The sequence below is a fragment of the Rhodococcus sp. 15-725-2-2b genome, assembly GCF_002259075.1.
Lineage (GTDB): Bacteria > Actinomycetota > Actinomycetes > Mycobacteriales > Mycobacteriaceae > Rhodococcoides.
This window is the reverse complement of the sequence record NZ_NPFL01000020.1, coordinates 274,501-299,906: the sequence shown is the minus strand read 5'-3', so window position 1 is coordinate 299,906 and position 25,406 is coordinate 274,501. Positions and strand designations below refer to the sequence as shown.

The 25,406-nt window shown below is 66.5% G+C and carries 23 protein-coding genes; 16 read left to right on the top strand and 7 right to left on the bottom strand.

Annotation, left to right across the window (positions count from 1 at the left end):
- The first annotated feature begins 93 nt into the window (after nt 1-93).
- The 8 genes from CH306_RS24155 (at nt 94) to ligA (ending at nt 9,036) form a co-directional block, all read left to right on the top strand.
- Nucleotides 94-912 (top strand): GNAT family N-acetyltransferase, encoded by an 819-nt coding sequence (locus CH306_RS24155; protein ID WP_094631809.1) that lies wholly within the window; start codon nt 94-96, stop codon nt 910-912.
- Nucleotides 909-1,829, top strand: coding sequence for a lysophospholipid acyltransferase family protein (locus tag CH306_RS24150; RefSeq protein WP_254924400.1), 921 nt, complete (start codon nt 909-911; stop codon nt 1,827-1,829). Before CH306_RS24155 ends, CH306_RS24150 begins: the two co-directional genes overlap by 4 nt.
- Nucleotides 1,830-1,911: 82 nt before the next feature.
- Nucleotides 1,912-3,150, top strand: a complete 1,239-nt coding sequence (locus tag CH306_RS24145; RefSeq protein ID WP_052050274.1) for a cysteine desulfurase family protein — start codon at nt 1,912-1,914, stop codon at nt 3,148-3,150.
- Complete coding sequence (gene mnmA, locus CH306_RS24140; RefSeq protein WP_032397742.1) at nt 3,150-4,238, top strand: tRNA 2-thiouridine(34) synthase MnmA; 1,089 nt, start codon at nt 3,150-3,152, stop codon at nt 4,236-4,238. Before CH306_RS24145 ends, mnmA begins: the two co-directional genes overlap by 1 nt.
- A complete protein-coding gene (locus CH306_RS24135) occupies nt 4,235-5,254 on the top strand; it encodes a methionine synthase (RefSeq protein ID WP_094631808.1) in 1,020 nt (339 codons plus the stop codon). Before mnmA ends, CH306_RS24135 begins: the two co-directional genes overlap by 4 nt.
- A 132-nt stretch (nt 5,255-5,386) precedes the next feature.
- A complete protein-coding gene (locus tag CH306_RS24130; RefSeq protein ID WP_052050278.1) occupies nt 5,387-6,574 on the top strand; it encodes a GGDEF domain-containing protein in 1,188 nt (395 codons plus the stop codon).
- A 73-nt stretch (nt 6,575-6,647) separates the two neighbouring features.
- Nucleotides 6,648-6,830, top strand: a complete 183-nt coding sequence (locus tag CH306_RS24125) for a hypothetical protein (RefSeq protein ID WP_032398339.1) — start codon at nt 6,648-6,650, stop codon at nt 6,828-6,830.
- A 55-nt stretch (nt 6,831-6,885) separates the two neighbouring features.
- On the top strand, nt 6,886-9,036 hold the full coding sequence (gene ligA / locus CH306_RS24120) for an NAD-dependent DNA ligase LigA (protein ID WP_176459312.1): 2,151 nt from the start codon (nt 6,886-6,888) through the stop codon (nt 9,034-9,036).
- Between the two features lie 30 nt (nt 9,037-9,066).
- Here the strand turns inward: ligA and CH306_RS24115 are convergent, their stop codons facing one another.
- The gene (locus tag CH306_RS24115) at nt 9,067-9,717 is read right to left on the bottom strand and encodes an amino acid-binding protein (RefSeq protein WP_032397744.1); all 651 of its coding nucleotides are present in this window, start codon (nt 9,715-9,717) and stop codon (nt 9,067-9,069) included.
- A 340-nt stretch (nt 9,718-10,057) separates the two neighbouring features.
- On the opposite strand from CH306_RS24115, the gene gatC reads away from it, so the two are divergent.
- The 3 genes from gatC to CH306_RS24100 are packed head-to-tail and all read left to right on the top strand — an operon-like array spanning nt 10,058 to nt 12,915.
- Nucleotides 10,058-10,357 carry an Asp-tRNA(Asn)/Glu-tRNA(Gln) amidotransferase subunit GatC gene (gene gatC / locus CH306_RS24110; protein ID WP_032397745.1) on the top strand — a complete coding sequence of 100 codons (300 nt, stop codon included), beginning with the start codon at nt 10,058-10,060 and terminating at the stop codon, nt 10,355-10,357.
- A complete protein-coding gene (gene gatA, locus CH306_RS24105; protein ID WP_094648114.1) occupies nt 10,354-11,826 on the top strand; it encodes an Asp-tRNA(Asn)/Glu-tRNA(Gln) amidotransferase subunit GatA in 1,473 nt (490 codons plus the stop codon). Before gatC ends, gatA begins: the two co-directional genes overlap by 4 nt.
- 6 nt (nt 11,827-11,832) lie before the next feature.
- Nucleotides 11,833-12,915 (top strand): alpha/beta hydrolase, encoded by a 1,083-nt coding sequence (locus tag CH306_RS24100; protein ID WP_256981247.1) that lies wholly within the window; start codon nt 11,833-11,835, stop codon nt 12,913-12,915.
- Nucleotides 12,916-12,932: 17 nt separating this feature from the next.
- Here CH306_RS24100 and CH306_RS24095 read toward each other — a convergent pair whose 3' ends face one another.
- Together CH306_RS24095 and CH306_RS24090 are read right to left on the bottom strand one after the other, a co-directional pair.
- Complete coding sequence (locus CH306_RS24095; protein ID WP_094631805.1) at nt 12,933-14,324, bottom strand: alpha/beta-hydrolase family protein; 1,392 nt, start codon at nt 14,322-14,324, stop codon at nt 12,933-12,935.
- Nucleotides 14,321-14,977: a hypothetical protein gene (locus CH306_RS24090; protein ID WP_143545366.1), complete on the bottom strand. Its 657-nt coding sequence runs from the start codon at nt 14,975-14,977 to the stop codon at nt 14,321-14,323. Before CH306_RS24090 ends, CH306_RS24095 begins: the two co-directional genes overlap by 4 nt.
- Nucleotides 14,978-15,194: 217 nt before the next feature.
- Here CH306_RS24090 and CH306_RS24085 point away from each other — a divergent pair, with 217 nt between their 5' ends.
- The 3 genes from CH306_RS24085 to CH306_RS24075 all read left to right on the top strand — a co-directional run bounded on the left by CH306_RS24085 (nt 15,195) and on the right by CH306_RS24075 (nt 18,188).
- Nucleotides 15,195-16,382, top strand: coding sequence for a sensor histidine kinase (locus tag CH306_RS24085; protein WP_094648181.1), 1,188 nt, complete (start codon nt 15,195-15,197; stop codon nt 16,380-16,382).
- Nucleotides 16,383-16,392: 10 nt separating this feature from the next.
- Entirely contained in the window at nt 16,393-17,055 is a 663-nt protein-coding gene (locus CH306_RS24080; RefSeq protein ID WP_094648112.1) for a response regulator, read from the top strand.
- 101 nt (nt 17,056-17,156) lie between these two features.
- Nucleotides 17,157-18,188, top strand: coding sequence for an ATP-dependent 6-phosphofructokinase (locus tag CH306_RS24075; RefSeq protein ID WP_032397750.1), 1,032 nt, complete (start codon nt 17,157-17,159; stop codon nt 18,186-18,188).
- A 19-nt stretch (nt 18,189-18,207) separates the two neighbouring features.
- Here CH306_RS24075 and CH306_RS24070 read toward each other — a convergent pair whose 3' ends face one another.
- Complete coding sequence (locus tag CH306_RS24070; protein ID WP_179273223.1) at nt 18,208-18,672, bottom strand: acyl-CoA thioesterase; 465 nt, start codon at nt 18,670-18,672, stop codon at nt 18,208-18,210.
- Between the two features lie 163 nt (nt 18,673-18,835).
- On the opposite strand from CH306_RS24070, the gene gatB reads away from it, so the two are divergent.
- Nucleotides 18,836-20,347, top strand: coding sequence for an Asp-tRNA(Asn)/Glu-tRNA(Gln) amidotransferase subunit GatB (gene gatB, locus CH306_RS24065; RefSeq protein ID WP_094648110.1), 1,512 nt, complete (start codon nt 18,836-18,838; stop codon nt 20,345-20,347).
- Nucleotides 20,348-20,407: 60 nt separating this feature from the next.
- Here gatB and CH306_RS24060 read toward each other — a convergent pair whose 3' ends face one another.
- Entirely contained in the window at nt 20,408-21,556 is a 1,149-nt protein-coding gene (locus CH306_RS24060) for a PQQ-dependent sugar dehydrogenase (protein ID WP_094648109.1), read from the bottom strand.
- Nucleotides 21,557-21,649: 93 nt separating this feature from the next.
- Here CH306_RS24060 and CH306_RS24055 point away from each other — a divergent pair, with 93 nt between their 5' ends.
- Nucleotides 21,650-22,624, top strand: coding sequence for a DoxX family protein (locus CH306_RS24055; protein ID WP_032397754.1), 975 nt, complete (start codon nt 21,650-21,652; stop codon nt 22,622-22,624).
- 75 nt (nt 22,625-22,699) lie between these two features.
- Here CH306_RS24055 and ilvD read toward each other — a convergent pair whose 3' ends face one another.
- On the bottom strand, nt 22,700-24,541 hold the full coding sequence (gene ilvD / locus CH306_RS24050) for a dihydroxy-acid dehydratase (protein WP_094648108.1): 1,842 nt from the start codon (nt 24,539-24,541) through the stop codon (nt 22,700-22,702).
- Nucleotides 24,542-24,601: 60 nt separating this feature from the next.
- On the bottom strand, nt 24,602-25,150 hold the full coding sequence (locus CH306_RS24045) for a PH domain-containing protein (RefSeq protein WP_179272765.1): 549 nt from the start codon (nt 25,148-25,150) through the stop codon (nt 24,602-24,604).
- Between the last annotated feature and the right edge of the window lie 256 nt (nt 25,151-25,406).

Below are 25,406 nucleotides of genomic sequence, written 5' to 3'. Positions count from 1 at the left end.
CGTGTCGATCGGCGCAACCTTGTTCACGCAAACTCTTCCGACACGTTTCCCCGACGATGCCCGGTGGCCTTCCCCGATCGTTAGACACACCTCATGACCACTTCCGTCATGAGCTCGACTGCATCGATCGTCCCGGCCACCGACCGCTACTCGCTCGTGTTGTCCACCGACCCGGAGCACCGACTCGCCGCGCAGCGTCTGCGCTACGAGGTGTTCGCTTCCGAGCCGGGATTTTCCGTTCCCACCGATACCGACGGCCTCGACGCCGATCGGTTCGACGAATTCTGTGATCACCTGCTCGTTCGTGACCAGTGGACCGACACGTTCGTCGGCTGCTACCGCATGTTGCCGCCGCAGGCCGCCGTCTCTGCCGGTGGGTATTACACGGCAACCGAATTCGATATATCCGCACTCGATCCCGTCGGCATGAATATCGTCGAAATGGGAAGGGCTGCAGTTCATCCCGATCATCGGTCCGGATCCGTCCTTGGGCTCATGTGGGCAGGAATCCTGCACTACCTCGATGTGACGGGATACGAGTGGGTGATGGGCTGCGTGTCGGTGCCCATGCAGTCGGCACCGGGGGACCCCATCGGGGCCAACGTTCGCAGTGTTCGAGACCGCCTGTTGAGCAAGCACGCCACGCCGCTCGACCGTCGGGTCAGGCCGTACTCTCCGGTCGTCGTCGACGGGGTGGACCTGATCGACATCGAACCCGCGACGCGAACGACGATGCCGCCGTTGATGAACGGCTACCTTCGGCTCGGTGCCTCCATCTGTGGTGAGCCCGCCCACGATCCCGAATTCGGTGTCGCGGACTTCGTCGCGGTGCTCGGCCTGCACGAGGCCAACACTCGCTATCTCGACCGCTTGCGCTCGGCAGCAACGACGTTCGAGTCGGGTGTCCGGTGACTCGACCGATCGAGCACGCGTGGATGCCGTCGTCGCCGTGCAGTGACGGCTGTCTGCCGAAGAACCCACCGACGGTGGGACGAATCGTCCTCGTGCTGCGAGTCGTACTGGCGCTGGCCGCGTTCGGGTTACTGCCGGTGCTGGTCGTCCTCGGGGTCCCGTTCCCGCGGGTTCGCCGTTCGCTGACGCGGATCGGCGCTCGGACCCTGCTGTTCGCGATCGGAATCGACCTGACCGTGCTCGACGCCCGCTCGGAGCGGGAACGCTCCCGAACCGCTGCAGGCGCACTGCACGTCGCCGGTCACATCTCCTGGACCGACGTCGTGGTACTCACTGCGGTACAGCCGTCGACCTTCGTCGCGCGTGCCGACCTCATCGACTGGCCGGTGCTCGGCCGCCTCGCGCGGGCCATGAAGGTACTTCCGATCGATCGAGCTCGACTGCATCAGCTCCCCGGCGTCGTCGATCAGGTGGCCGATCGCGTCCGCGCAGGCGGATCGGTCGTCGTCTTCCCCGAAGCCACCACCTGGTGTGGTCGCGCGTACGGCTCGCTTCGGCCTGCGCTGCTTCAGGCCGCGATCGATTCGGAGACCTGGGTACAGCCGATTCGACTGCGCTACCTCGACCGGACCGGCGAACAGACCACCGCTACGTGCTTCGTGGGGGACGAGACGATCGGCGCATCCATCGGCCGGATCTTCCGATTGCGAGGCCTGCGTGCCGAGGTGGAGTTCACCGCCCCGGAGGCACCCGGTGGCGATCGACGCGACCTCGCTCGACGATGCGAGGTGGCGATTCGACGCGACGGAGTGGAGCTTGCGGAACGATACGGGAAGGACGTCTTCGACCCCACCGTGCACGAGGTGATGGCCGAGTCCGAACGCAGGCCGATGCCGCCGACGGTTGCGGCGGCCTGAACGAGCATCGATCACCGTGACCGCGGACCCGCCTCGCGCAGGTAGGTCCGCGGTCACGGCAGCGGGTATCGTCTAGCCTGTTATGCCTTCAGTGCGCAGTACGACTGCTTCCGTCCCGCCGCGGCCACCGGTGTACCTCGATCACGCAGCGACGACCCCGATGCTGCCGAGCGCGATCGAGGCGATGACCGCTGTGTTCGCCACGGTGGGCAACGCGTCCTCGCTGCACACCTCCGGGCGGTCCGCTCGGCGCCGAGTGGAGGAATCGCGCGAGTCGATCGCTGCGGACCTCGGCGCGCGCCCGTCCGAGGTGATCTTCACCTCCGGTGGTACCGAGAGCGACAACCTCGCCGTCAAGGGCATCTTCGCGGCCCGGCGCGATTCGGACCCCGCACTGACCAGGATCATCGCCAGTTCGGTGGAGCATCACGCGGTGCTCGACGCGGTGGAGTGGCTCGTCGCACACGAAGGTGCGAGCGTCACCTGGCTCCCGGTCGACACAGAGGGGCGAGTCACTCCGGACGCGCTGCGCGCCGAGCTGGCCCTGCATGCCGACGAGACTGCGCTCGTGACCGTGATGTGGGCCAACAACGAGATCGGAACCGTCATGCCGGTCGCCGAGCTCGCGGCCGTGGCCGCCGAATACGGAGTTCCGATGCACAGTGACGCGGTCCAGGCGGTGCCGCATCTGCCCGTCGGCTTCGCCGAGAGCGGTCTGTCCGCGCTCAGCATCGCGGCACACAAGTTCGGTGGACCGCAGGGGGTCGGTGCACTTCTGCTCGGCCGCCAGGTCCCGTGCGTTCCGCTCTTCCACGGCGGGGGGCACGAGCGAGACGTTCGATCGGGCACTCCGGACACTGCGGGCGTCGTGGCCATGGCGGCTGCGCTGCGTACGACCGTCGAGAACTCGTCGCGGCACCGCGCCGAACTGAGAGCACTGCGCGACCGGTTGATCGTCGGGATCAGAGACGCCGTTCCCGACGCCGTCCTCAACGGGCCGGAAGGCGACGATCGGCTGGTCGGGAACGTGCACTTCACCTTTCCCGGATGCGAGGGTGATTCGCTGTTGATGTTGCTCGATGCGGCAGGCATAGAATGCTCGACGGGCTCGGCGTGCACTGCCGGCGTGGCCAGCGCCAGTCATGTTCTGATCGCGCTCGGGTGCGATCCGGCCGTCGCCCGCGGATCACTGCGGTTCTCGTTGGGAACCGGCTCGTCCGAATCGGACGTCACCACTGTGCTTGCGGCTCTGCCGCAGGTCGTCGAACGCGCTCGTGCCGCCGGATTGGCCGGCGTCGGAGCTCGAGGAGGAAATCGCTGATGCGTGTTCTGGCTGCTATGAGCGGGGGAGTCGACTCGGCCGTTGCCGCGGCCCGTGCCGTGGACGAGGGCCACGACGTCGTCGGTGTGCACCTGGCTCTGTCGACCGCTCCCGGCGCTCTGCGCACCGGTTCACGTGGTTGCTGCTCCAAGGAAGACGCCGGTGACGCTCGTCGAGCTGCCGACGTACTCGGAATCCCTTTCTACGTATGGGATTTCGCGGATCGCTTCAAAGAGGACGTCATCGACGATTTCGTCGCGTCCTATGCCGCAGGTGAGACCCCGAATCCGTGCCTGCGCTGCAACGAGAAGATCAAGTTCTCCGCTCTGGCCGACCGCGCTCTCGCACTGGGCTTCGATGCCGTCGCGACCGGGCACTACGCGCAACTGCACGACGGAGTGCTGCGACGTGCCGTGGACGCGGACAAGGATCAGTCGTACGTGTTGGCCGTGCTGAACCGGGCCCAGCTCTCGCGTGCGATGTTCCCCATCGGGGACACTCCGAAGTCCGAGATTCGCGAGGAGGCTGCCGAGCGTGGGTTGGCCGTCGCCGACAAGCCGGACAGTCACGACATCTGCTTCATCCCGTCGGGCGACACTCGCGCATTCCTCGGCGCGCGGATCGGCGTACGCCCGGGCAAGGTCGTCGACTCCGAGACCGGAGCCGAACTGGCCGATCACGAAGGCGTGCACGGGTTCACCATCGGGCAACGCAAGGGCCTCGGCGTGGAAGGCCCGGCCGCGGACGGCCGTCCCCGCTACGTGACGTCGATCGAACCCGACAGTGGCACCGTCATGGTCGGCTCGGCACAGAAGCTCGACGTCTGGGCGATCAGTGGAGATCGCGCGGTATGGACCGAAGGTACCGCCCCGACCGGCCCCATCGAGTGCGTCGTCCAGGTCCGTGCGCACGGCGGACTGACCGAGGCGGTCGCCGAGGCAGCGGGTGACGGCATGGAGATCCAACTGCGGGCTCCACTGACCGGTGTGGCCAAGGGCCAGGCTGCGGTGCTGTACCGCAAGGACATTCACGGCGACATCGTCATCGGCAGCTCGACCATCTCGGGTACTCGATCCGAGCGCGAGTGACCCCGGGCGTCTTCGCTGGACTGGCGACCGGCATCGGTTCGTGGCCGGGCACCGACATCCGTGAGGCCGCTGCGGTCGTCGTCGGGGAGTTCACCGAGCTCCCACACGTCGTCGAACTTCCGGCTCGCGGCCTCGGTGCGGACATGATCGGACGCACCGGAGCCATCATGGTCGACGTCGAGCTCGACGTGCGCACCTCCGGTTATCGCGTCGTGCCACGCCCGATGCTCGCCGGCCGGCGGGCGACCGATTTCCTGGCCGAGGACCTCGACGTGCTCGAGGAACTGTGGGAGGTGTCGGGGCTTCGCGGCAGCGGCCGCACCATCAAGGTCCAGGCGGCCGGTCCGTTCACGATGGCGGCGCAGGTCGAACTTCGGCACGGGCATCGGGCCCTGACCGATCGCGGTGCGCTGCGGCATTTCGCCGAATCCCTCGGCGAGGGACTGCGCCTGCACTGCGCGGAAGTGACGCGTCGGCTCGGAGTCGACGTCCTCGTTCAGCTCGACGAACCCAGTCTCGCAGCCGTTCTGGCCGGCAGCCTGACGGGCATCACCGGGCTCGATTCTGTGCGGGCAGTCCCGGAACCGGATGTTCTCGACCTGCTCGATTCGTTGATCGAGACGATCGATCGTCCCGTTGCCGTCCACTGTTGTGCCGGCGACGTTCCGTTCGATCTGCTTCGCCGTTCGCGCGCGGTCGCAGTCGCCGTCGACGCGACTGCGCTGCGCCGCAGCGATTTCGACGGAGTCGGCGAGCTGCTGCAATCCGGCAAGACACTGATGCTCGGGTTGATTCCGTCCGAAACGCCGGAGCGGCCACCGCATTGGCGCGAACTGGCCGAGCCGGGCGTCACGTTGATCGACCGACTCGGATTCGACAGATCGATTCTCGCCTCCCATATCTCCGTGACGCCTGCATGTGGATTGTCCGGAAGTACACCGGAGTGGGCCCGTCGCGCAACAGGACTCGCCCGCGACGTGGCTGCCGCGTTCGCGGATTCCCCCGATTCGTTGTGAGATCACACAGCCGCTCGGAGTGAAACGCTGTCGACTTCGGGCCGATCGAACCCACTGCTGTTAGGACGCCGAACAGGTGTGACACTATTCACATGGCCGTCGGGGGTCTGTTGAACACGCGGGAGTTCGGAAATGGCATCAGGTGGTCGCGACTTCGACGAGGTCGCCTCCCTCCGGCGTTCCGGCAGGCACCGTCGAGGACTCGTGGCGAAACTGGCCGCGGCCACCTCCGACTGGTACCGAGCGCCGCACGATTTCGAGTGGATCATCAATCACAGATCGACCCGTCCGCTGACCGGGATCATCCGCGTGGTGTTCGGCACCGCCACGCTGATGTACGCCGTCACCTCGATCTTGATGCTGTTCAGCGATCTCGGGCCGCAGGGACCGACGGCCATCGGCTGGGTCCTCTTCGTTCTGGTCACTCAGGTGTTCGTCGCCGCCCGGTGCGTGCTCGGCCCGATCCCGGGAAAGAAGTTCTTCGTCGCGTTCCTGGCCTTCGGGGACATTCTCACGACCTCGGTGTTGATTCTGTACGCGCCTGTCGCGTCCCTGATCGGAACGGTGTTGTTCGCCGTCACAGGAGCGTTCTGCACCTACTTCCTCAGTCCGCGACTGCTGGTGGCGCATCTGGTGTGGACCGCAACGTTCATCGTCGGTTTCGGTATCCGCACCTTCCTGTCGGTGACGAGCGACGAGGTGGACTACATCGACGGGCCCGCGGTGGTGACGGCGACGGTGGTTCTGCTCCTGGCGACGGTGGGAGTACCGGTGTTCGCTCAGGTGGCCTGGACGACGCTGTCCAACGACGCCAAGCGGTCGGTTCTCGATCCCCTGACCGGGGTGTACAACCGGCGCGGCATCGACAGTGAACTGCTGGACTTGTGGCACGAAGCCGGTAAGCGCGGCATGTCCATGGCTTTCCTGGTTGTCGACATCGACAAGTTCAAGGCCGTCAACGACCGATTCGGGCACAGCCGCGGCGACGAAGTGATCGTGCGGGTCGCAGATCGGCTGCGCCGCGTGGTCCGGCATCAGGGGGGAGTGCTCGCTCGAACCGGTGGCGAAGAGTTCCTCGTCGCCATGGTCGGTGATGCGCGGGGGATGGTCGATCTCGGCTTCGACATCGTTCGGGTCCTCTGGGACCGCCGCGACGACATCCCCGTCACCGTCAGCGTGGGAATGGCGTTGCTGCGCGAGGACTCGGCTCTGTGGGACGTCGGTACGTCCGTCGTCGGCAGAGCAGCCCGTACGGCGGATGCGGCGATGTACCGGTCCAAACAGTCCGGTGGAAACAGTTTGGTCGTCGAAGAGATCTGAGGCCTCGAACCGACGTGCGTCGATGCGTCGATGCGCCGGTGTGCTCGGGTGCGACCTCTGCGATGATCGTGCGATGTATCGGCTATCGGATGCCCAGCGACGTGGACTACCCGCCGGAGTGCTGTTGTCGGTGATGGCGTCCGTGCTCGGCGGCATCTACGCGGACTCTTTCGTGACCGGCTTCGCTCTGACCGCCGGAATCTGCGCGGTGGCGATCGTCGCCGCGACATTGCTGCTGGGACTCATGGGTCGCTAGCCGCACGGTGTCGGCCGATGGGGCACTGTCGGTGGGGTCGGATAATCTTCGATACGTGCCCGAGCCGACCGAATCACCCGCAGGAACCGACGACAGCGCAGGGACGGTCGGTGTTGAACTCGATGCTGCGTCCTCTGCCGATCGCGAGCGATGGCAGACGCTGGCCGAGGAAGTTCGCGGGCACCAGTTTCGCTACTACGTCCGAGATTCGCCGATCGTGTCCGACGGCGAGTTCGATGCCCTGCTGCGCGAGCTGAACGAGCTGGAAGAGGCGCATCCGGATCTGCGCACGGCGGATTCACCGACCCAACTCGTCGGGGGCGGCTTCGCCACGGAATTCACCGCCGTGGACCACCTGGAACGAATGTTGAGCTTGGACAACGTGTTCGATCACGACGAGCTACGAGCCTGGGCCAAACGGGTCGAGACCGAAGCAGGGCCGGATCTGGAGTATCTGTGCGAGGTCAAGATCGACGGCGTCGCATTGAATCTGGTGTACGAGAACGGCACGCTCGTGCGCGGCGCCACCCGAGGTGACGGACGTACCGGGGAGGACGTGACGCTCAACGCGCGCACGATCGACGACATCCCGGACACCCTGACCGGGAGCGAGCAGTACCCCGTCCCGGAGCTGTTGGAAGTGCGCGGCGAGGTCTTCTTCCGGCTGGAGGACTTCCAGGCGCTCAACGCCGCACTGGTGGCGGAGGGCAAGCCCCCGTTCGCGAATCCACGAAATTCGGCGGCAGGGTCGCTGCGACAGAAGAATCCGGCGGTCACCTCCAAGCGGCGTCTGGGAATGATCTGCCACGGCTTCGGTCGCATGGTGGGTTTCACGCCCGAGTCGCAATGGCACGCCTACGAGGCTCTCCGCGCCTGGGGTCTGCCCATTTCCACCCACACGACCCGAGTGCAGGGCGTCGACGCCGTCATCGAGAAGGTCGTCTACTGGGACCAGCACCGACACGACGTCGAACACGAGATCGACGGCCTGGTCGTCAAGATCGACGACATGTCGCTGCATCGTCGACTGGGGACGACGTCTCGCGCGCCGCGGTGGGCGATCGCGTACAAGTACCCACCCGAGGAGGTCACCACGACGCTGCTCGACATCCGGGTCAGCGTCGGCCGCACGGGCAGAGTGACGCCGTTCGCCTACATGACGCCGGTGCTCGTGGCCGGCTCGACGGTGTCGCTGGCGACGCTGCACAACGGGTCGGAGGTCAAGCGCAAAGGCGTTCTGATCGGCGACACGGTGACCATTCGCAAAGCGGGAGAGGTCATTCCGGAGGTTCTCGGCCCCGTCGTCGACGCCAGGACCGGTGCCGAGACCGAGTTCGTCATGCCCACCGAGTGCCCGGAGTGCTCGACGCCTCTGGCCCCGGCGAAGGAGGGTGACGCCGACCTGCGCTGCCCCAACTCGCAGTTCTGCCCGGCGCAACGTCGCGAGCGGGTGTTCTTCGTGGCCGAGCGGCAGCGATTCGACATCGAGGGACTCGGCTACGAGGCCGCATCCGACCTGTTGGCCACCGGGGCCATCGAGGACGAAGGTGACCTGTTCTCGCTCACCGAGGACGATCTGATGAAGACGGCGATCTTCCGCACTAAGTCCGGGGCGTTGTCCGCCACCGGTCGAAAGTTGCTCGACAACCTGGCCACCGCACGGAACCAGCCGCTGTGGCGGGTGCTGGTCAGTCTGTCCATCCGGCACGTCGGTCCCTCGGCAGCGCGCGCATTGGCAGGGGAGTTCGGCAGCCTCGACCGAATCCGGGCAGCGTCGGTCGAGGAACTCTCGGCGGTCGACGGGGTGGGCGGCACCATCGCAGCCGCAGTCTCCGAGTGGTTCGAGGTCGACTGGCACCGCGCCATCGTCGACAAGTGGCAGGCCGCGGGCGTGCGCATGGAAGACGAGCGGGACGCGTCCATCGAGCGCAATCTCGAGGGACTGTCGATCGTGGTCACCGGGTCGCTCACGTCGTACTCGCGTGACGAGGCCAAGGAAGCGATTCTGCTGCGCGGTGGCAAGGCTGCAGGTTCGGTATCGAAGAAGACGGCGTTCGTTGTGGTCGGCGACGCTCCGGGGTCCAAGCACGACAAGGCGATCGAGCTCGGCGTGCCGGTGCTCGACGAAGAGGGATTCACCCTGCTTCTGACCGAGGGCCCCGATGCCGTGGCTCCGACCGACGCAGAACCCGAATCCTCGGACTGATCGGGCCGGGAACTCGTCGGTTCGGACGCGTCAGTTCAGAACCGTCGCGACGATGCCGGCGAGATACCCGAGTCGGGCGATCTCCGAGGGCCTGAACTCCGGGCCCCCGGGCCTGCCCAACATCAGCACGGTTCCGGTGGTACCGAGGGGAGCCGCGGCGATCTTGGTGTCCATGTCCCGCCAGACCTGGGGCACCCAGTCGGCGTCCGAGTCCAGAGCGGCAGGGGCGTTCAGTGGGAACCAGGGCAGCTCGGCGGCGTGCGTCTCGGGAGCCCCCGAGCTGCCCACCAGACGGAACGGGCCGTGTGCGTTGGTGGCAACGACTGTGCTCCACCCCACCCGCAGAACGCGGGGGGCTCCGTCGACGAGCACCTGAAGTCGGTCGTCGGACGCCGCCGCGACCCGATCGATCAGTTCCAGTTCTCGGTGCGTATCGAGGACGCCGGTGTACGGGCGGATGGAATCGACCCGAACGTCGGTCAGGTTCTCGGCCGCAGTGATGAGCGTGTCGGGAAGCGACCCCGGAGCGACGTCGACCACAAGATCGTCGACTGCGTAACCGTCACCGCGTTCGATGACGTCGAGGGAGAGGATGTCCGCCCCGACCGAACCGAGCGCGACGGCCAACGATCCGAGGCTGCCCGGCCGATCCGGCAGTTGGACGCGGAGCAGGTAGGACATGTCACGCTCCCTTTCGACTTCTGGCGTATTTCGGCCACCCCAGCGTCATCGGTCGTTGCTGGCGAGTAGCGTGCCGCTCTTGGGTCGTTCGGCAGGCTCCGCTCCTGGGAACACTGTGCACCCCGGCGCGAGCAATCCTTGCATCTTCGACCCGTCGGGTACGTCGCGCAACGCGGGCCGTGACAATTCCGACACTCCACGCGGCCGCGAGGCGTGAGTGAAGTCCGCGTAATGCTGCGCACTAGGCTGGACCGCGTTCGCGAACCCACGAGGTTCGCTCTGCACGAATACGGGGCCGCTTCTGCAGGCTCCGCTCCTATGTCCGAAAGGGGTCTACGCGGTGCCAGACATCTCCCGCGACGAGGTCGCTCACCTCGCCCGGCTGTCGCGCTTGGCTCTCAGCGACGCCGAACTCGACGAGTTCGCCGGCCAGTTGGATTCGATTCTTCATCACGTCAAGACGGTGGCGGAGGTGGCAACCGACGACGTCCCACCGACCGCCAACCCCAGCGACATCGTGAACGTGACGCGTCCCGACGTGATCGTTCCAGGCCTGACGCCGGAACAGGCACTGTCCGGCGCACCGAACGCCGAGGAGGGCCGTTTCGCGGTGCCGCAGATTCTGGGAGAGAGCGAATGACCGACCTGACGAAGCTCGACGCGTCCGAGCTCGCCACCCGAATCCATGCGCGTGAGGTCAGCGCCGTCGAGGTGACTCAGGCGCATCTCGACCGGATCTCCGAGGTCGATGGTGACCTGCACGCTTTTCTGCACGTCGCAGGATCCGAGGCACTCGCAGCGGCGACCGACGTCGATGCGGGATTGTCCGCCGGACACGCACCTGCTTCGGCTCTGGCAGGCGTGCCGCTGGCCCTCAAGGACGTGTTCACCACGACCGACATGCCGACGACGGCCGGATCGAAGATTCTCGACGGGTGGATGTCGCCGTACGACGCGACGCTCACCACGAAGCTGCGGGCCGCGGGCATTCCGGTGCTGGGCAAGACCAACATGGACGAGTTCGCGATGGGCTCGTCCACCGAGAACTCGGCCTACGGACCGACCAAGAACCCCTGGGACACCACCCGCATCCCCGGTGGCTCGGGCGGCGGCAGTGCTGCGGCGCTAGCGTCGTACCAGGCCCCGCTGGCCATCGGCACCGACACCGGAGGATCGATCCGCCAGCCGGCGGCGCTCACCGGCACCGTGGGAACCAAGCCGACCTACGGCAGCGTCTCGCGCTACGGACTGATCGCCTGTGCCTCCTCTCTCGATCAGGGTGGCCCGTGCGGTCGAACCGTGCTCGATACCGCGTTGCTGCACGAGGTCATCGCCGGCTACGACTCGCGCGACTCCACGTCGGTGGAGACTGCAGTTCGACCGGTGGTCGAGGCGGCACGAGAGGGTGCTCGCGGTGACCTGACCGGAGTGCGTGTCGGTGTCGTCAAGGAATTGCACTCGGACAAGTACCAGCCCGGTGTCATCTCGTCCTTCGACGCCGCGGTGGCGACACTGACCGAACTCGGTGCCGAGGTGGTCGAGGTGTCGTGCCCCAACTTCGTGCACGCACTGGCCGCCTACTATCTGATTCTTCCGTCGGAGGTGTCGTCCAACCTGGCTCGGTTCGACGGCATGCGGTACGGGTTGCGGGCGGGTGACGACGGCAGACACAGCGCCGAGCAGGTCATGGCCACCACGCGCGCACAGGGGTTCGGACCGGAAGTCAAGCGTCGCATCATGATCGGGACCTATGCCCTCTCCGCGGGATACTACGACGCCTACTACGGCTCTGCCCTGAAGGTGCGCACCCTGATCGCCCGTGACTTCGACGCCGCGTACGAGAAGGTCGACGTGCTGGTGTCGCCGACTACCCCGACCACGGCATTTCCGTTGGGGGACAAGGTCGACGATCCGATGGCGATGTATCTCAACGACCTGTGCACCCTGCCCACGAACCTCGCGGGTCACTGCGCGATGTCGGTGCCGTCGGGTCTTGCTTCCGAGGACGGACTGCCCGTCGGTCTGCAGATCATGGCTCCGGCGTTCGCGGACGAGCGGCTCTACCGTGTCGGTGCCGCATACGAGGCCGCCCGCGGCGATCTGAGGTAGTTCGAGGTGCTGCATCGGTGGGCTGCCGATCTGGCTCATCAGCCACTGCTGTCCGGTGCAGTGCCCGCGGTCGCACTGACTGCGACGGCGGTCCTGACGACCGTCCTCGTGTTCGCGGTCGTCCGAAGGACACGGCGAGGCCGAACGCTGGGAACGGTGTTCGGCCCGCTGAGTGCTCTGGGTCTCGTGGGATCGCTTGTGGTGGCGGCGACGGTGCTCACCAATCTGACCGTCACTCGGTACCCGACGGTGGCCGTGGCGCTCGGCCACCGACCGGCCGTCCCGACCGAGGGCACCGGCAGGTTGATCGATATGGACGTGCCCGGCACGGTGTCGCACTTCGACGCGCGACCCGCGACCGTCTACGTTCCGGCGTCGTACGACGCGGGAGCGAGCGACCTACCGGTGCTGGTGCTGCTCACCGGCCAACCCGGCCATGTCGTCGACTGGATCGAGGGTGGTCGTCTGGCCCAGACGATGGACGCCTTCGCGGCACGTCACGACGGCGCGGCCCCGATCGTCGTGGTGGCCGACGGCCTCGGCGACACCGAGGCGAATCCGATGTGCATGGATTCGGACCTCGGGAATGCCGCGACGTACCTGTCCGTCGATGTGCCGCAGTGGGTTCGGTCGAACTTCCGGGTGTCCTCGGATCCGAGGGCGTGGGCGGTGGGCGGCTATTCCTACGGCGGAACGTGCGCGCTGCAGCTGGCGGTGACTGCACCGTCGGTGTACCCCACCTTTCTCGACATCTCCGGCGAGGACGAGCAACGGCGCGGGACGAGAAGCGAATCCGTTGCGGCGGCATACGGCACGGACACCCCGGCGAACGAGGCGCGTTTCGAGCTATCGACGCCGCTGAACATACTTTCGCGCAACAGATTTCCCGATTCGGCCGGTGCGTTCGTGGTAGGTGCCGACGACGAGGAATTTCGGCCACAGACCGAGCGAACCTTCACGGCTGCAGAGGCTGCGGGTCTCGAGGTGCACTACAGCGAGCTGCCCGGCGGGCACTCGATGCAGGTGTGGGCTCCCGCGCTGGAGCAGGAAATGGACTGGCTCGGTGGGCGATTGGGGCTTGCCGACTGAATCGCCCGGCGTGGTCGTCACCGACACCGTTGCATGCTCGTACCCTGGTCGGTTCCGTACCGATGGCCGTGACCGGCTCCGACGTCGAGTGCGGCCGTAAGATCGACGGACGTCTGGAGGAAGCTCACGCCGGGCAGCCACATCGGTGTGGGCGCGTCGGGTCGGGTGCTCGACGTGTTCGGCGGTGACCACAGCAGGTCGGTCGACCACCGGACGACGGGGTCCGAGGAATTGGCCACCACCGTTGCGCCGTCGGTGTTCACGGCCCCGGCGGGCGGACCCGCCCACACGGCACCGCAGATACCCGGATCGCTCCGTCCGATCGAGAGGAACACGTCGCTTCCCGCCACCGCGCCCAGACTCTGGCCGTACACGATGATGTCGGGCGGTGTCGGTTCCGATGCCGCGCGCGTCGCCACAGCGCGAACCACTGCGTCCGCGGAACTACGCGCGTCGTCCTCGGCGAACAGGAATGTCGCCCAACTGGGCGCGCTCGAGTACTGCACCGCCACTGTGGCGACGTCACCACCGAATCTGCTTTCGGCACCGGTGACGGCGTTCTCGTCCACCCACCCCGATCCGGTCGGTATCGCGACGACCACGACGCTGCGCTGGAACCCCCCGGCTCGATCCAGGTCCGCGACGGCCAACGCCACCCTGCGATCGACCGTCGGGGCCGAATCCAGACCCGCGTAGGCGCGCACGGTGCCGGGAGCGAGACCGCCGGAGACGAACTTCCGGCCCTCTGCGCCGAGCGTGCGCCACGGGACGAGCGAGGCCGGAGCTCCTGATCTCGTGTTCGAGCTCGGAGCGGGCTCCGCGTCGTCCACAACGGAGTTCGAGGCCGAGAACGAGTCCGATACGGCCGACCCGACCGAAGGCGCGGCAACGAACGACGCAAGACCGACGATGGTAACCGCAATCACCGATCGACCACGGCCGAGTGCGCCGCCGATTCCGACAGCCGCACGGCCCAGTCCGCAGAGAACCACCGCAACACAGATCGCCCCTGCCGCCACCTCCGCTGCGTACCGCCAGTCCACCGTCCCGACGTCCATAGAGATCCGTAATCGGTTCTGCCACAGAATATTCGCTGCAAAAGAGCAGGTCGATATCCCTGCCCCGACACCGGCCGACCAGGCCTGCAGGCACCGCCGAGCGGGCGTGCGCGAGCCGAACACGCGCCGGGCCGACCATGCGGCCGCGAGTGCCGTCGCCATCACAGTGCCGGTGAACAGGGCCTGGGTGACGGCCGACCGAGGGAGCAACGAGGGAGCCGAGGACACCATCACTGCAACGGTGAGGGCCACCGAGGTGCCGATTCGGGGGAATCGGACACCCGTCTCGGCCGGGGCAGTCGGGTGAGCCGAACCGGCAACTCCGGTGCCTGCGACGATCGGCGCGATCATGCGGGCTCGATCGTCCGGGACACCGGCTCGGTGGTCAGCAGGCGTCGGCGCGCATGTCGGCCGGTCGCGATGCCCCACAGTGCAATCGGAACGATCCCCGCGCCGCCGAACACGAAGGGCAATGCCGGCTCGGCCACCGGTGCGCCGAAGAACTGTCGCCAGGAGTTGAGGTCGACGGCCGTGGCAGCCACCGATGCGGCGGCGTCGCAGACCTGACGGGGCCCGTCGTCGGCCCGGTCCGTGCAGGCGGCGTGCATACGCCCCTCCAACTGGGCATCGAACGATCTGCGCCACTGCGGATCCACTGTCGTTCCTGTGGCAGCGGCGTACCGAATCAGGTCGTAGCCCAGGTCGTGGGCCCTGCATGCGGAATCGAACTCGGACGGAAGCGGAACGGGCGACGAGCAATCGCCGTGTGGGTTCTCTGCCATGTCGTCCTGCACCCGAGGCCGGTATCCCATCACCGATCCGAAGTCGTCGGGGATAGTCAGGGCGGCGACGTCCGCCGACTCGGTGACCAGTGCGTGTACCGAGACCGCGACAGGCGAAGTCGATTCGGCAGCAGGCGGTGTCGATGCCGCGCCCGTCGTTGCCGTCACCGCTGCGATCGCCGCCGCCGCGCACATGACGACGCGAGAAGTGTTCCTGTTCATGGCTTTCGACGCTAGGGAGCGGCGTATTCATCGGACATCGCACCGAAGTCTCGTTCTGCCGTACGTGCATCGGTGTTCCCCAGGGGCGATCCGATACCTGGATACTGCACAGAACTGATACCCAGGTATGACGACCTCGTCGGCTCGCAGTCCCTAGGCTCGGTGCGTGCGAAGGAACAGATCAGGCGACGCCGAACTCGGAGCGATTCGGCGTCGAGTGCCGACTCGACTCGGTGGCTTCCGCGCGATCGACGTGCTGATCGTTGCGATCTCTGCAACGCTGTATTCGATTGCATGGCCGACTCTGCCGGTCACCCATCAGGTCTCGGGTCCGCTACTGCCCATCGTCGGCGCACTCGCCGCGTTTCCTTTCGCGTTGATCCGCGTCAATCCCGCACTGGGATGGGCCGTCTCGGCTCTGTTCGCTCTGGTGATACCGGTAGCGTTCGACCGTGTACCCGGCTACGACTACCCGTGGCAGGTGGTGCACATACTCGTTCTTCTGGCGTTGTTGTTCGCCGTCGCGGTTCGCTCGCCGATATCGGTTCTGCTCGTCGCTTGGCCGGCCAGCATGCTGGTGTTCTTCGCCTACATGCCGGGCGCGGACGGCGTCGGCTGGTCGGTGGGTCTGACCGCGATCGTGGTGTTCGGACTGTTGATCCGCTGGCTCGTTCTCTCCCGTAGGCAGCTCGCGCAGCAAGAGGAAGTCAGTGAGCTCGAGCGCACCCGACGCACCGTTCTCGAGGAGAAAGCCAAGATCGCCCGCGATCTGCACGATGTCGTTGCGCACCACATGTCGATGGTCGTCGTGCAGGCGCAGAGCGCGCAGTATCGACTCGATGATGTATCCGATTCCGCAGCACAGGAATTCGAGTCGATCGCCGTCACCGCCCGGGAAGCGCTCAACGAGATCCGGGGAATGCTGGGCGTGCTGCGCAGCGACGGAGCGCAGTGGCAGGACGCGCCGGCACCGAATGCACTCGACCTCGAACGCACCCTGCACGCCAGCCGCAAGGCCGGTATGGACGTGCGGTGGACTGTCACCGGCCGGATCGAATCGATCTCCGACACAACAGGGTTGGCGCTGTACCGAGTTCTGCAGGAGTCGCTGTCCAACGCTGCCCGGCACGCGCCCGGGGCCGCGGTGACCGTCGACATCACGGTCGGGCCGAGTACGGTCGTCATGACCGTGATCAACACTGCGTCGCCGAGCACGAGTGTCCGACGCACTGCTGGAGCCGATACCGGTGGGCACGGGATAACAGGTATGCACGATCGTGCGCGCGCGGCGCACGGCACGCTGCACGCCACCTATCTGCCCGACGGAGGATTCGAGGTCGCGGTGCACGTTCCGAACGGCATGCCGATCTCGACGGCACCGGTTGTTCGGCACGATCTCGCCTAGGCTGTTGCGCGTGGCTACAACGGTGTTCATCGCCGACGACCAGGCAATGGTGCGGCAGGGGTTCGGTGCCCTTCTCGGTGCGCAGGCCGACATCTCGGTCGTCGGAGACGCCGACAACGGCAGGACCGCGGTCGGTGAGGTCGCCCGGTTGTTGCCCGACGTGGTGCTGATGGACGTTCGGATGCCCGAGATGAACGGCCTCGATGCCGCTCGCGCCATTCTCTCTGCGTCACTTCCGTCGCCGGTGCGCATTCTGATGCTGACGACGTTCGACATCGACGACTACGTCTACGAGGCCCTGGCGCTCGGCGCGAGTGGCTTTCTGCTCAAGGATGCTCCGGCCGAGGAGTTGATCAGGGGTGTTCGGGTCGTCGCCGCAGGCGAGGCGTTGTTGGCGCCGTCGGTGACGAGACGGCTCATCGCCGACGTCACCTCCCGGCGGGGAGCTCGGCGGCAGACGTCCGCGCGTCTGAGCGATCTGACTCCGCGGGAACGCGAGGTTCTCGAACTGATCGCCACCGGCATGTCCAACTCCGAGATAGCGGGTTCGCTGTTCCTGGCCGAGCAGACCGTGAAAACGCACGTCGGCAAGGTCCTCGCGAAGCTCGGACTGCGCGATCGCGCTCAGGCGGTCGTCCTGGCCTACGAGACCGGCGTCGTCACGCCGAAGTGAGGACCGGACGGTACCGACGCGCGCAGCATCCAACGCCCGATTAGGCTGACGTCCGTCACCGGGTCCGCTTCACGGACCCGCGAGCAGAGAGGCGAAAATCGATGCGCATCGGAGTTCTGACCGGAGGCGGCGATTGCCCGGGGCTCAATGCGGTGATTCGCGCAGTCGTACGCACCGCGGACGCGCGCTACGGCTCCACTGTCGTCGGTTTCCAGGACGGATGGCGCGGGCTTCTCGAAGACCGTCGGGTGCAACTGCGCAACGACGACCGTAACGACCGGTTGCTCACCAAGGGCGGCACGATGCTCGGCACCGCGCGCACCAATCCGGATGTGTTGCGCGCCGGACTCGATCGGGTCAAGCAGACTCTCGAGGACAACGGCATCGACGTGTTGATCCCGATCGGCGGCGAAGGGACCCTGACCGCTGCCGCGTGGTTGTCGGAGGAGGGTGTGCCCGTGGTCGGCGTGCCCAAGACGATCGACAACGACATCGACTGCACCGACGTCACATTCGGCTTCGACACGGCGCTGACGATCGCCACCGATGCGATCGACCGTCTGCACAGCACCGCCGAATCCCACCAGCGCGTGATGCTGGTCGAGGTGATGGGTCGGCACGCGGGGTGGATCGCTCTGCACGCCGGTCTGGCGTCCGGTTCGCACATGACGCTGATCCCCGAGCAGCCGTTCGACGTCGAAGAAGTATGCACGTTGGTGCGCAAGCGTTTTCAGCGCGGAGACTCGCATTTCATCTGTGTCGTCGCCGAGGGTGCCAAGCCGATGGAGGGCTCGATGAAGCTTCTCGACGGCGGTATCGACGAGTTCGGCCACGTTCGATTCACCGGAGTCGCCCACCAACTCGGTGTCGAGATCGAACGCCGCATCAACAAGGAAGTAAGGACCACGGTGCTCGGCCACGTCCAACGCGGTGGAACACCGACGCCGTACGATCGCGTTCTCGCAACACGATTCGGCGTCAATGCGACCGATGCGGCCCATTCGGGCGACTTCGGCAAGATGGTCTCGTTGCGCGGAACCGAGATCGGCCTGGTGTCTCTGGCCGAGGCCACCAAGCAACTCAAGCGGGTACCCCAGACCCGATACGACGACGCCGCCGCGTTCTTCGGCTGATCGGGCGGGGCGTCGACCGTCAGATACGTCCTGAGGCTTCCTGGATCTCGGCCTCACGTTCCTCGGTCTCGCGGCGTAGTTCGCGCCGTCGTCGCGCCGCCTCGAAACGCTGGGCACCGATCTCGGTGGTCGGCGTCAACTGGGGCAGTGTCTTCGGCTTGCCGTCGTCGCCGATCGCCACCATGGTGAAGTAGCAGCTGTTGGTGTGGCGTAATTCACCGCACTGGATGTTCTCGGTCTCCACTCGGATGCCGACCTCCATGGAGGTGCGGCCGGTGTAGTTGACCGACGCAGAGAACGTGACCAGTTCTCCGACGTGGATGGGTTCGCGAAACACGACGCGATCGACCGACAGGGTGACGACGTAGGCCCCCGCGTAGCGACTGGCGCAGGCGTACGCCACTTGGTCCAGGAACTTCAGAATCGTGCCGCCGTGGACATTGCCGGAGAAGTTGGCCATGTCGGGTGTCATCAGCACGGTCATGGACAGTGTCTGTCGCTCTGGGGGAGTCACCCGTGCACGGTAACGAGGACTCGTTGTTACTCGCGCGTTGTAGGCGGGAGTGGAGCCTGCGGGAACGATCCGGGTGGGCGGGAGTGGAGCCTGCAGGAACGGCTGGCGGTGGGTAGGACATAAACTTGCGTGCATGACTGCTGCAACCGTCGATTTGATCGATTACGACGATGTGCTCGCCAAGTTCGACCCCGTGTTGGGCATGGAGGTCCATGTGGAGTTGGGCACGGCGACCAAGATGTTCTGCGGCTGCCCCACCGAGTTCGGTGCGGAGCCGAACACCCAGGTGTGCCCGGTGTGCCTGAGCCTTCCCGGCGCGCTTCCGGTGGTGAACGCTGCTGCCGTGGAGTCGGCGATTCGGATAGGGCTGGCTCTCAATTGCTCGATCACCCCGTGGGGGCGGTTCGCTCGCAAGAACTACTTCTACCCGGATCAGCCGAAGAACTATCAGATCTCGCAGTACGACGAGCCCATCGCGACAGAGGGTTACCTCGATGTGCTGCTCGACGACGGCAGCACGTTTCGTGTGGAGATCGAGCGCGCGCACATGGAGGAGGACACCGGTAAGTCGACGCACGTGGGCGGGGCTACCGGGCGCATCGAGGGGGCGTCGCACTCGCTGCTCGATTACAACCGTGCCGGTGTGCCGTTGGTGGAGATCGTGACCAAGACCATCACGGGGACCGGTGCGCGTGCGCCCGAGGTCGCTCGTGCGTACGTGACCGCGCTCCGTGACCTGTTGAAGTCGCTGAACGTGTCCGATGTGCGGATGGATCAGGGCTCGTTGCGTTGCGACGCCAATGTGTCTCTGATGGAGAAGACGGCTACCGAATTCGGCACCCGCACCGAGACGAAGAACGTCAACTCGCTCAAGAGCGTCGAGGTTGCCGTTCGGTACGAGATGCGGCGTCAGGCGGCGGTTCTCGAATCGGGTGGGGAGGTGACGCAGGAGACTCGGCACTTCCAGGAGTCGGACGGCACCACCACCGCAGGCCGCAAGAAGGAGACCGCCGAGGACTACCGCTACTTCCCCGAGCCCGATCTTGCGCCCGTCGCTCCCGACGCGGCCTGGATAGAGGAGCTTCGGACGACGCTGCCCGAGCTGCCGTGGTTGCGCCGTGGTCGGATTCAGAAGGAGTGGGGTGTCTCCGACGAGGAGATGCGCGATCTGGTGAATTCCGGTGCACTCGAGCTCGTTTCGGCGACGGTCGAGGCGGGTGCGTCGGCGCAGGCGGCACGCTCGTGGTGGGTGTCGTACCTGGCGCAGCAGGCCAACATCGCCGGCGTCGGACTGACCGATCTGTCCATCACGCCGGCTCAGGTTGCCGAGGTGGCTGCGCTGGTCGCCGACGGCAAGCTCAACAACAACGGTGCCCGTCAGGTGGTGGACGGGGTGCTGGCGGGCGAGGGTGAGCCTGCGCAGGTCATGGCGGCGCGCAATCTCGTACTGGAGAAGGACGACACCAAGTTGCAGGCCGCCGTGGACGAGGCGCTCGCAGCGAATCCCGGTGTGGTCGAGAAGATCCGCAGCGGCAAGGTTCAGGCCGCCGGGGCGATCGTCGGTGCGGTGATGAAGGCGACGCGCGGCCAGGCCGATGCCGCCCGCGTCAAGGAGCTGGTACTCGAGGCCTGCGGTCAGCCCTGATCACGACCGAGAACGACTGCGGCCGAGCGCGTATCGCGCTCGGCCGCAGTCGTTCGTCGTTCAGTCGAAGCCGCCTCCGCCGCCGCCGGGGAACGGCACCTTGACGACGCGGTCGTCGGTGGGTCCGACGGTCGGCCCGTTCTTGTTGACGGTGCCCACCAGGATCTGTCCGTCGGCCGAGCTCGTCGCGCCGTTCAACTGGCCGTATTCGTCCTGGATCAGCAGTGTCGGTTCGGCCGAGACAGCTCCGGTGTTCGGGTCCGTGGTCAGTGCTGCAACAGCTTTGGCCGTCGTGAGGGCCACGGCCACCCCACCTGCGCCCGCTGCGCATCCGGCAACACCGGGACGGTCCGGCCACGTCCACACCGGGTTGAACACTGCACCGAGAGTGTCGATGCGCTGCAGGCGATCCTCCAGCGCGGTCCGGTCGGTGACGTAGATGTTTCCGGTGCCGTCGGTGCAGACGTCGCCCGCCGTGCCGATGCCGCTGAGTGCGATCTGCGGGCGTGGGGGGTTTGTCGTCGGGGACAGTGACGTCACCCGTAACAGCTTGCCGGACAGGGAGTTCGGGCTCGCCGCCGCGGCCGGATCGCCGTTGTCGCCGGTGAGGACCAGTAGTTCGTTCGGTGTGTAGAAATCGATGGCTCCGCGATTGCCCGTCGCGCCGCGGGGGATGCCGGTCAGGATGTCCTTGGGTACATCGCCCTGAGCGAGTCTGACCACTCTGGTGTCCGCGGATGTGGTGATGAGGGCGTAGAGCAACTTGTCCTCGATGTACGTCGGAGACAGCGCGATGTCGAGCAGGCCGCCGTCGCCGGTGCCGTCGACATCGATTCGAGCCACCTCGACCGGCGTGCGGCCGGCAGCGACCTCCATGATGCGACCGGTGCGACGCTCGGCGACCAGTGCCGACTGTCCGTCGGGGAGCGCGACGAGACCGCCCGTGGTGTCCAGACATGTCGCGATCACCGCCGAATCCGGGTCGACACACGGACCGGACGGCGGCGGTGGCGCGTTCGGATCGGACGGCGGCGGCGTGTCGCTGGGAGTCGTCGGCTCCAGCTCGGCCGCGCCCACCTCCGGGGCAGGAGTGAACGGAGAGGCGTTCGAGTCGTCGAAACGGGCGCACCCGGCGAGCAGGGCTGCGGTCATCGACAGGGCGACGACGGCAGCGGTTGCAGTTCGTGGCGACGCTCCGACCGGCTTCATGCTTCGAACGTTACGGAACGTGGAGGGAGACACGCCACGCGGCCGTAAGCGTCGACGTCGGTGAGGAGCGCACTTCGGCTCTACTGTGGGGAGGTGACCGATACACCGCGCGACCCCAACCGGCCGGATCAGTCGTACGAACCGGCCGAGAGCCCGTACGACAATCCCACGGAGAAGATTCCACCCTCGCGCTCCACCTCGGAGACGTCGGCGTCCGATCGCACCGACGCCGCGGGTCCGCCGACCACGGCGTTCGGTGCCCAGCGCTCGGACCGACTGCCGCGAACCGACGACGAACTCGACTTTCCGTACTCGTCGTCGTCCGACGCACGCTCGGCAGACGCACAGCCCACGGAGAAGATGCAGACATATCGACCGTCGGCCTTCGCCGATTCGACGTCCGATCGCCCGTCGACCTCCGAGAGCACGACGTCGAGTGCGTACTCCGATCGCTCCACCGAGTACCTCGGGACCACCGCAGCGGCAGCGCCCGCGGCGGCCGTTGCCCCGGAGCCCGAAGTTCGTACCGAGACCGTCGAGGTTCCCGCACGCCGCGGCAGCACCGACCTCGGTCTGTTCGTCCTCCGTGTCACCATCGGAGCGGTGTTTCTCGGTCACGGACTGCAGAAGCTCGTCGGACTGTGGAACGGCCCCGGTCTCGACGGATTTCAGAACCTATTGGAGAGTTCGGGATTCCGCTACCCGGAAATTCTCGCGATCGCGGCCGCGGCTGGCGAAACCCTCGGTGGAGCGCTGCTGATCCTGGGTCTGGCGACACCACTTGCGGGCGCGGCCGTGCTGGCCACGATCATCAACGCCTGGTGCTTCAAGCAGGCCGTCGAGCCCGGATTGCAGTTCTCGGGCAGCGGCGGTGTCGAGTACGAGACGGTCCTCGGCTTCGCTGCAGCGGCGATCATTCTCACCGGCCCGGGACGCATCGCGTTCGACGGCCGACGTGGATGGGCCACCCGGCCGCGGATCGGTTCGTTCCTGGCGCTCGTCGTCGGCATCGCCGCAGGCGTGTGCATCTGGATCTTCCTCAACGGGGCCAACCCCGTCGTTCGCTGACCTCTGACAGCCGCCCGACCACGTGAGCGGAACTTCGTAGCCTGCTACGAAGTTCCGCTCACGTGGTTTTCACCCTCAGGGGACGTAGCGAACGGCACCCTTGTCCGCCGATGTCGCCAGGGCGGCGTAGGCGCGTAGAGCGGTGGTGACCGTGCGCTGGCGATCGACCGGCTGCCACGGCCGCTCGGACGCGTTCATCTTCGCGCGTCGCGTCTTGAGGGTCTCGTCGTCGACGAGGATCTCAAGGGTGCGGGTGGCGACGTCGATTCGGACCTGGTCGCCGTTCTCGACGAGCCCGATCACACCGCCGGCGGCGGCCTCGGGGGAGATGTGTCCGATGGACAGTCCCGAAGTTCCGCCGGAGAAGCGGCCGTCGGTGATCAGTGCGCAGACCTTGCCCAGTCCGGCCCCCTTGAGGAAGGCCGTCGGGTGCAGCATTTCCTGCATGCCCGGGCCGCCCTTGGGGCCCTCGTAGCGGACGACCAGCACGTCACCGGGCCGAATCTTCTTCTGCAGGATGGCCGAGACCGCTTCTTCCTGCGACTCGACGACCAGTGCCGGACCCTGGAAGGAGAACAGGTCCTCGTCGATCCCTGCGGTCTTGAGGATTGCACCGTCGACGGCGATGTTGCCGCGCAGTACCACCAGACCACCCTCGACCGTGTAGGCATGCTCGAGATCGCGGATGCAGCCACCTGCGGCGTCCGTGTCGAGCGAGGACCAGCGGTTGCCGGTGGAGAACGGTTCGACGGTGCGGACACCGCCCGGGGCGGCGTGGAACAGCTCGACGGCCTCGGCGGAGGCCTTGCCGGATCGAATGTCCCAGGTGTCGAGCCATTCGTCGAAGCTCTTCGTGTGCACGGTCGAGACATCGGTTTCGAGCAGGTTCGCGCGTCGCAGTTCGCCGAGCAGGGCCGGGATTCCGCCGGCGCGGTGCACGTCCTCCATGTGGTAGTCGGAATTGGGGGAGACCTTCGACAGGCACGGGACCTTGCGGCTGATGGCGTCGATGGAGTCCAGATCGAAGTCGACCTCGCCTTCCTGCGCGGCAGCGAGGGTGTGCAGCACCGTATTGGTGGATCCGCCCATCGCGACGTCGAGAGCCATGGCGTTGCGGAACGCGGCCGGAGTGGCGATGTTGCGGGGGAGGACCGATTCGTCCTCGTCGCGGTAGTACTTCAGCGCTGCCTCGACGATGGTGGTGCCTGCACGTGTGAACAGCGCGCGGCGGGCCGCGTGAGTGGCCAGCGTGGAGCCGTTGCCGGGCAAGGCGAGACCGAGCGCCTCGGTGAGGCAGTTCATCGAGTTGGCCGTGAACATGCCCGAGCACGACCCGCACGTGGGGCACGCGCTGCGCTCGACCTCGTCGAGGCCCGCCTCGGACACGGCGTCGTTGGCGCTGGCGGAGATCGCGGTGATCAGGTCGGTCGGTGCCTGCGCGACGCCGTCGACGACCACGGCCTTGCCTGCCTCCATCGGTCCACCGGAGACGAAGACGGCAGGGATGTTCAGGCGCATCGCGGCATTGAGCATGCCGGGAGTGATCTTGTCGCAGTTCGAGATGCACACCAAGGCGTCGGCAGTATGGGCGTTGGCCATGTACTCGACGGAGTCGGCGATGATCTCGCGGCTGGGCAGCGAGTACAACATGCCGCCGTGACCCATGGCGATTCCGTCGTCGACGGCGATGGTGTGGAACTCCCGGGGTACCCCGCCTGCAGCTCGTACGGCGTCGGCGACGATCTCGCCCACGTTCTTCAGATGCACGTGGCCGGGGACGAACTGGGTGTACGAGTTCGCGATGGCGACGATGGGTTTTCCGAAGTCCGAATCGGTCATTCCGGTGGCGCGCCACAGCGAGCGTGCGCCCGCGGCGTTGCGTCCGACAGTGGTGACCCGTGAGCGTAGCGGCGGCATAGTGCGTTGTCCTCGTTCGTTGCAGCGGTTTCTCGCACCGAGGAGATTACTCGCCGTCGACTACCGGTCCTTCGGTGCCTGTTCGCCGTCGCCCTCGGTGTCGTCGGCTTCCTCACGGTCCCGATCCTTCGCGGCGGCAGCAGCGGCGGCCGCGGCGTAGGGGTCGGTGATACGGCCGCCGCTGGCCGCGGCGAGCTGGGGGAGTAGGTCGAATCGCACGAGCGGTAGGGACTTCTCGCTCTTGTCGGTCAGGACCACACGCGCCCATCGACGGTCCGGGAAGTGCAGACCCGCCACCGAGTCCCACGCGATCACATCCGAACCCACGAACCGTCGCGCCGTGATCGCCTCGGGAGAGACGACCGTGCGCACCCGAAACACCCAGATGCCGGCGACGATGGGCAGTATGAGCAGCCAGCCCATGGCCAGGGGCCAGCTGGCGGCGGTCAGTCCGGTGCCGAAGAGCAACAGGCCGACGCCGAGGAGCGCGAGGCGTGGGACTCGAATGACCTGCGCTGTCGGTGGTTGCGGTCCCTCGGCACCTTTCGGTGACTCGGGTGCGGTGTGGGATGATGGCCGAGGTGGTTCGGACTGCTGCGAAGACGACACCCATTCATCTTCGCATTGCATCTACGCGATCTCACATAATGGGATTGCGTCGTGACGAGTTTGACTCTTCCCTGTGCGCGCGCCTACCGTCGAGCGCGTGAAGCGGAATTGGATACTCGTAATCGGCCGGCGCGTCAACGCCTGAGCCGGTTGTTCAAACTCGCATCGACGCGCCACCCTCGTACAGCTCACGCTGACGGGGGTTTTTTCTTGCCCAGAGATCGCCCAGCAATTTCACATTCCTGAGGAAGCAATC

Coding starts and splice junctions, on each gene's coding strand:
- CH306_RS24155 (WP_094631809.1), top strand. CDS start 94: ATGACCACTTCCGTCATGAGCTCGACTGCATCGATCGTCCCGGCCACC.
- CH306_RS24145 (WP_052050274.1), top strand. CDS start 1,912: ATGCCTTCAGTGCGCAGTACGACTGCTTCCGTCCCGCCGCGGCCACCG.
- mnmA (WP_032397742.1), top strand. CDS start 3,150: ATGCGTGTTCTGGCTGCTATGAGCGGGGGAGTCGACTCGGCCGTTGCC.
- CH306_RS24130 (WP_052050278.1), top strand. CDS start 5,387: ATGGCATCAGGTGGTCGCGACTTCGACGAGGTCGCCTCCCTCCGGCGT.
- CH306_RS24125 (WP_032398339.1), top strand. CDS start 6,648: ATGTATCGGCTATCGGATGCCCAGCGACGTGGACTACCCGCCGGAGTG.
- CH306_RS24115 (WP_032397744.1), bottom strand. CDS start 9,717: ATGTCCTACCTGCTCCGCGTCCAACTGCCGGATCGGCCGGGCAGCCTC.
- gatA (WP_094648114.1), top strand. CDS start 10,354: ATGACCGACCTGACGAAGCTCGACGCGTCCGAGCTCGCCACCCGAATC.
- CH306_RS24095 (WP_094631805.1), bottom strand. CDS start 14,324: ATGATCGCGCCGATCGTCGCAGGCACCGGAGTTGCCGGTTCGGCTCAC.
- CH306_RS24090 (WP_143545366.1), bottom strand. CDS start 14,977: ATGAACAGGAACACTTCTCGCGTCGTCATGTGCGCGGCGGCGGCGATC.
- CH306_RS24075 (WP_032397750.1), top strand. CDS start 17,157: ATGCGCATCGGAGTTCTGACCGGAGGCGGCGATTGCCCGGGGCTCAAT.
- CH306_RS24070 (WP_179273223.1), bottom strand. CDS start 18,672: ATGACCGTGCTGATGACACCCGACATGGCCAACTTCTCCGGCAATGTC.
- gatB (WP_094648110.1), top strand. CDS start 18,836: ATGACTGCTGCAACCGTCGATTTGATCGATTACGACGATGTGCTCGCC.
- CH306_RS24060 (WP_094648109.1), bottom strand. CDS start 21,556: ATGAAGCCGGTCGGAGCGTCGCCACGAACTGCAACCGCTGCCGTCGTC.
- ilvD (WP_094648108.1), bottom strand. CDS start 24,541: ATGCCGCCGCTACGCTCACGGGTCACCACTGTCGGACGCAACGCCGCG.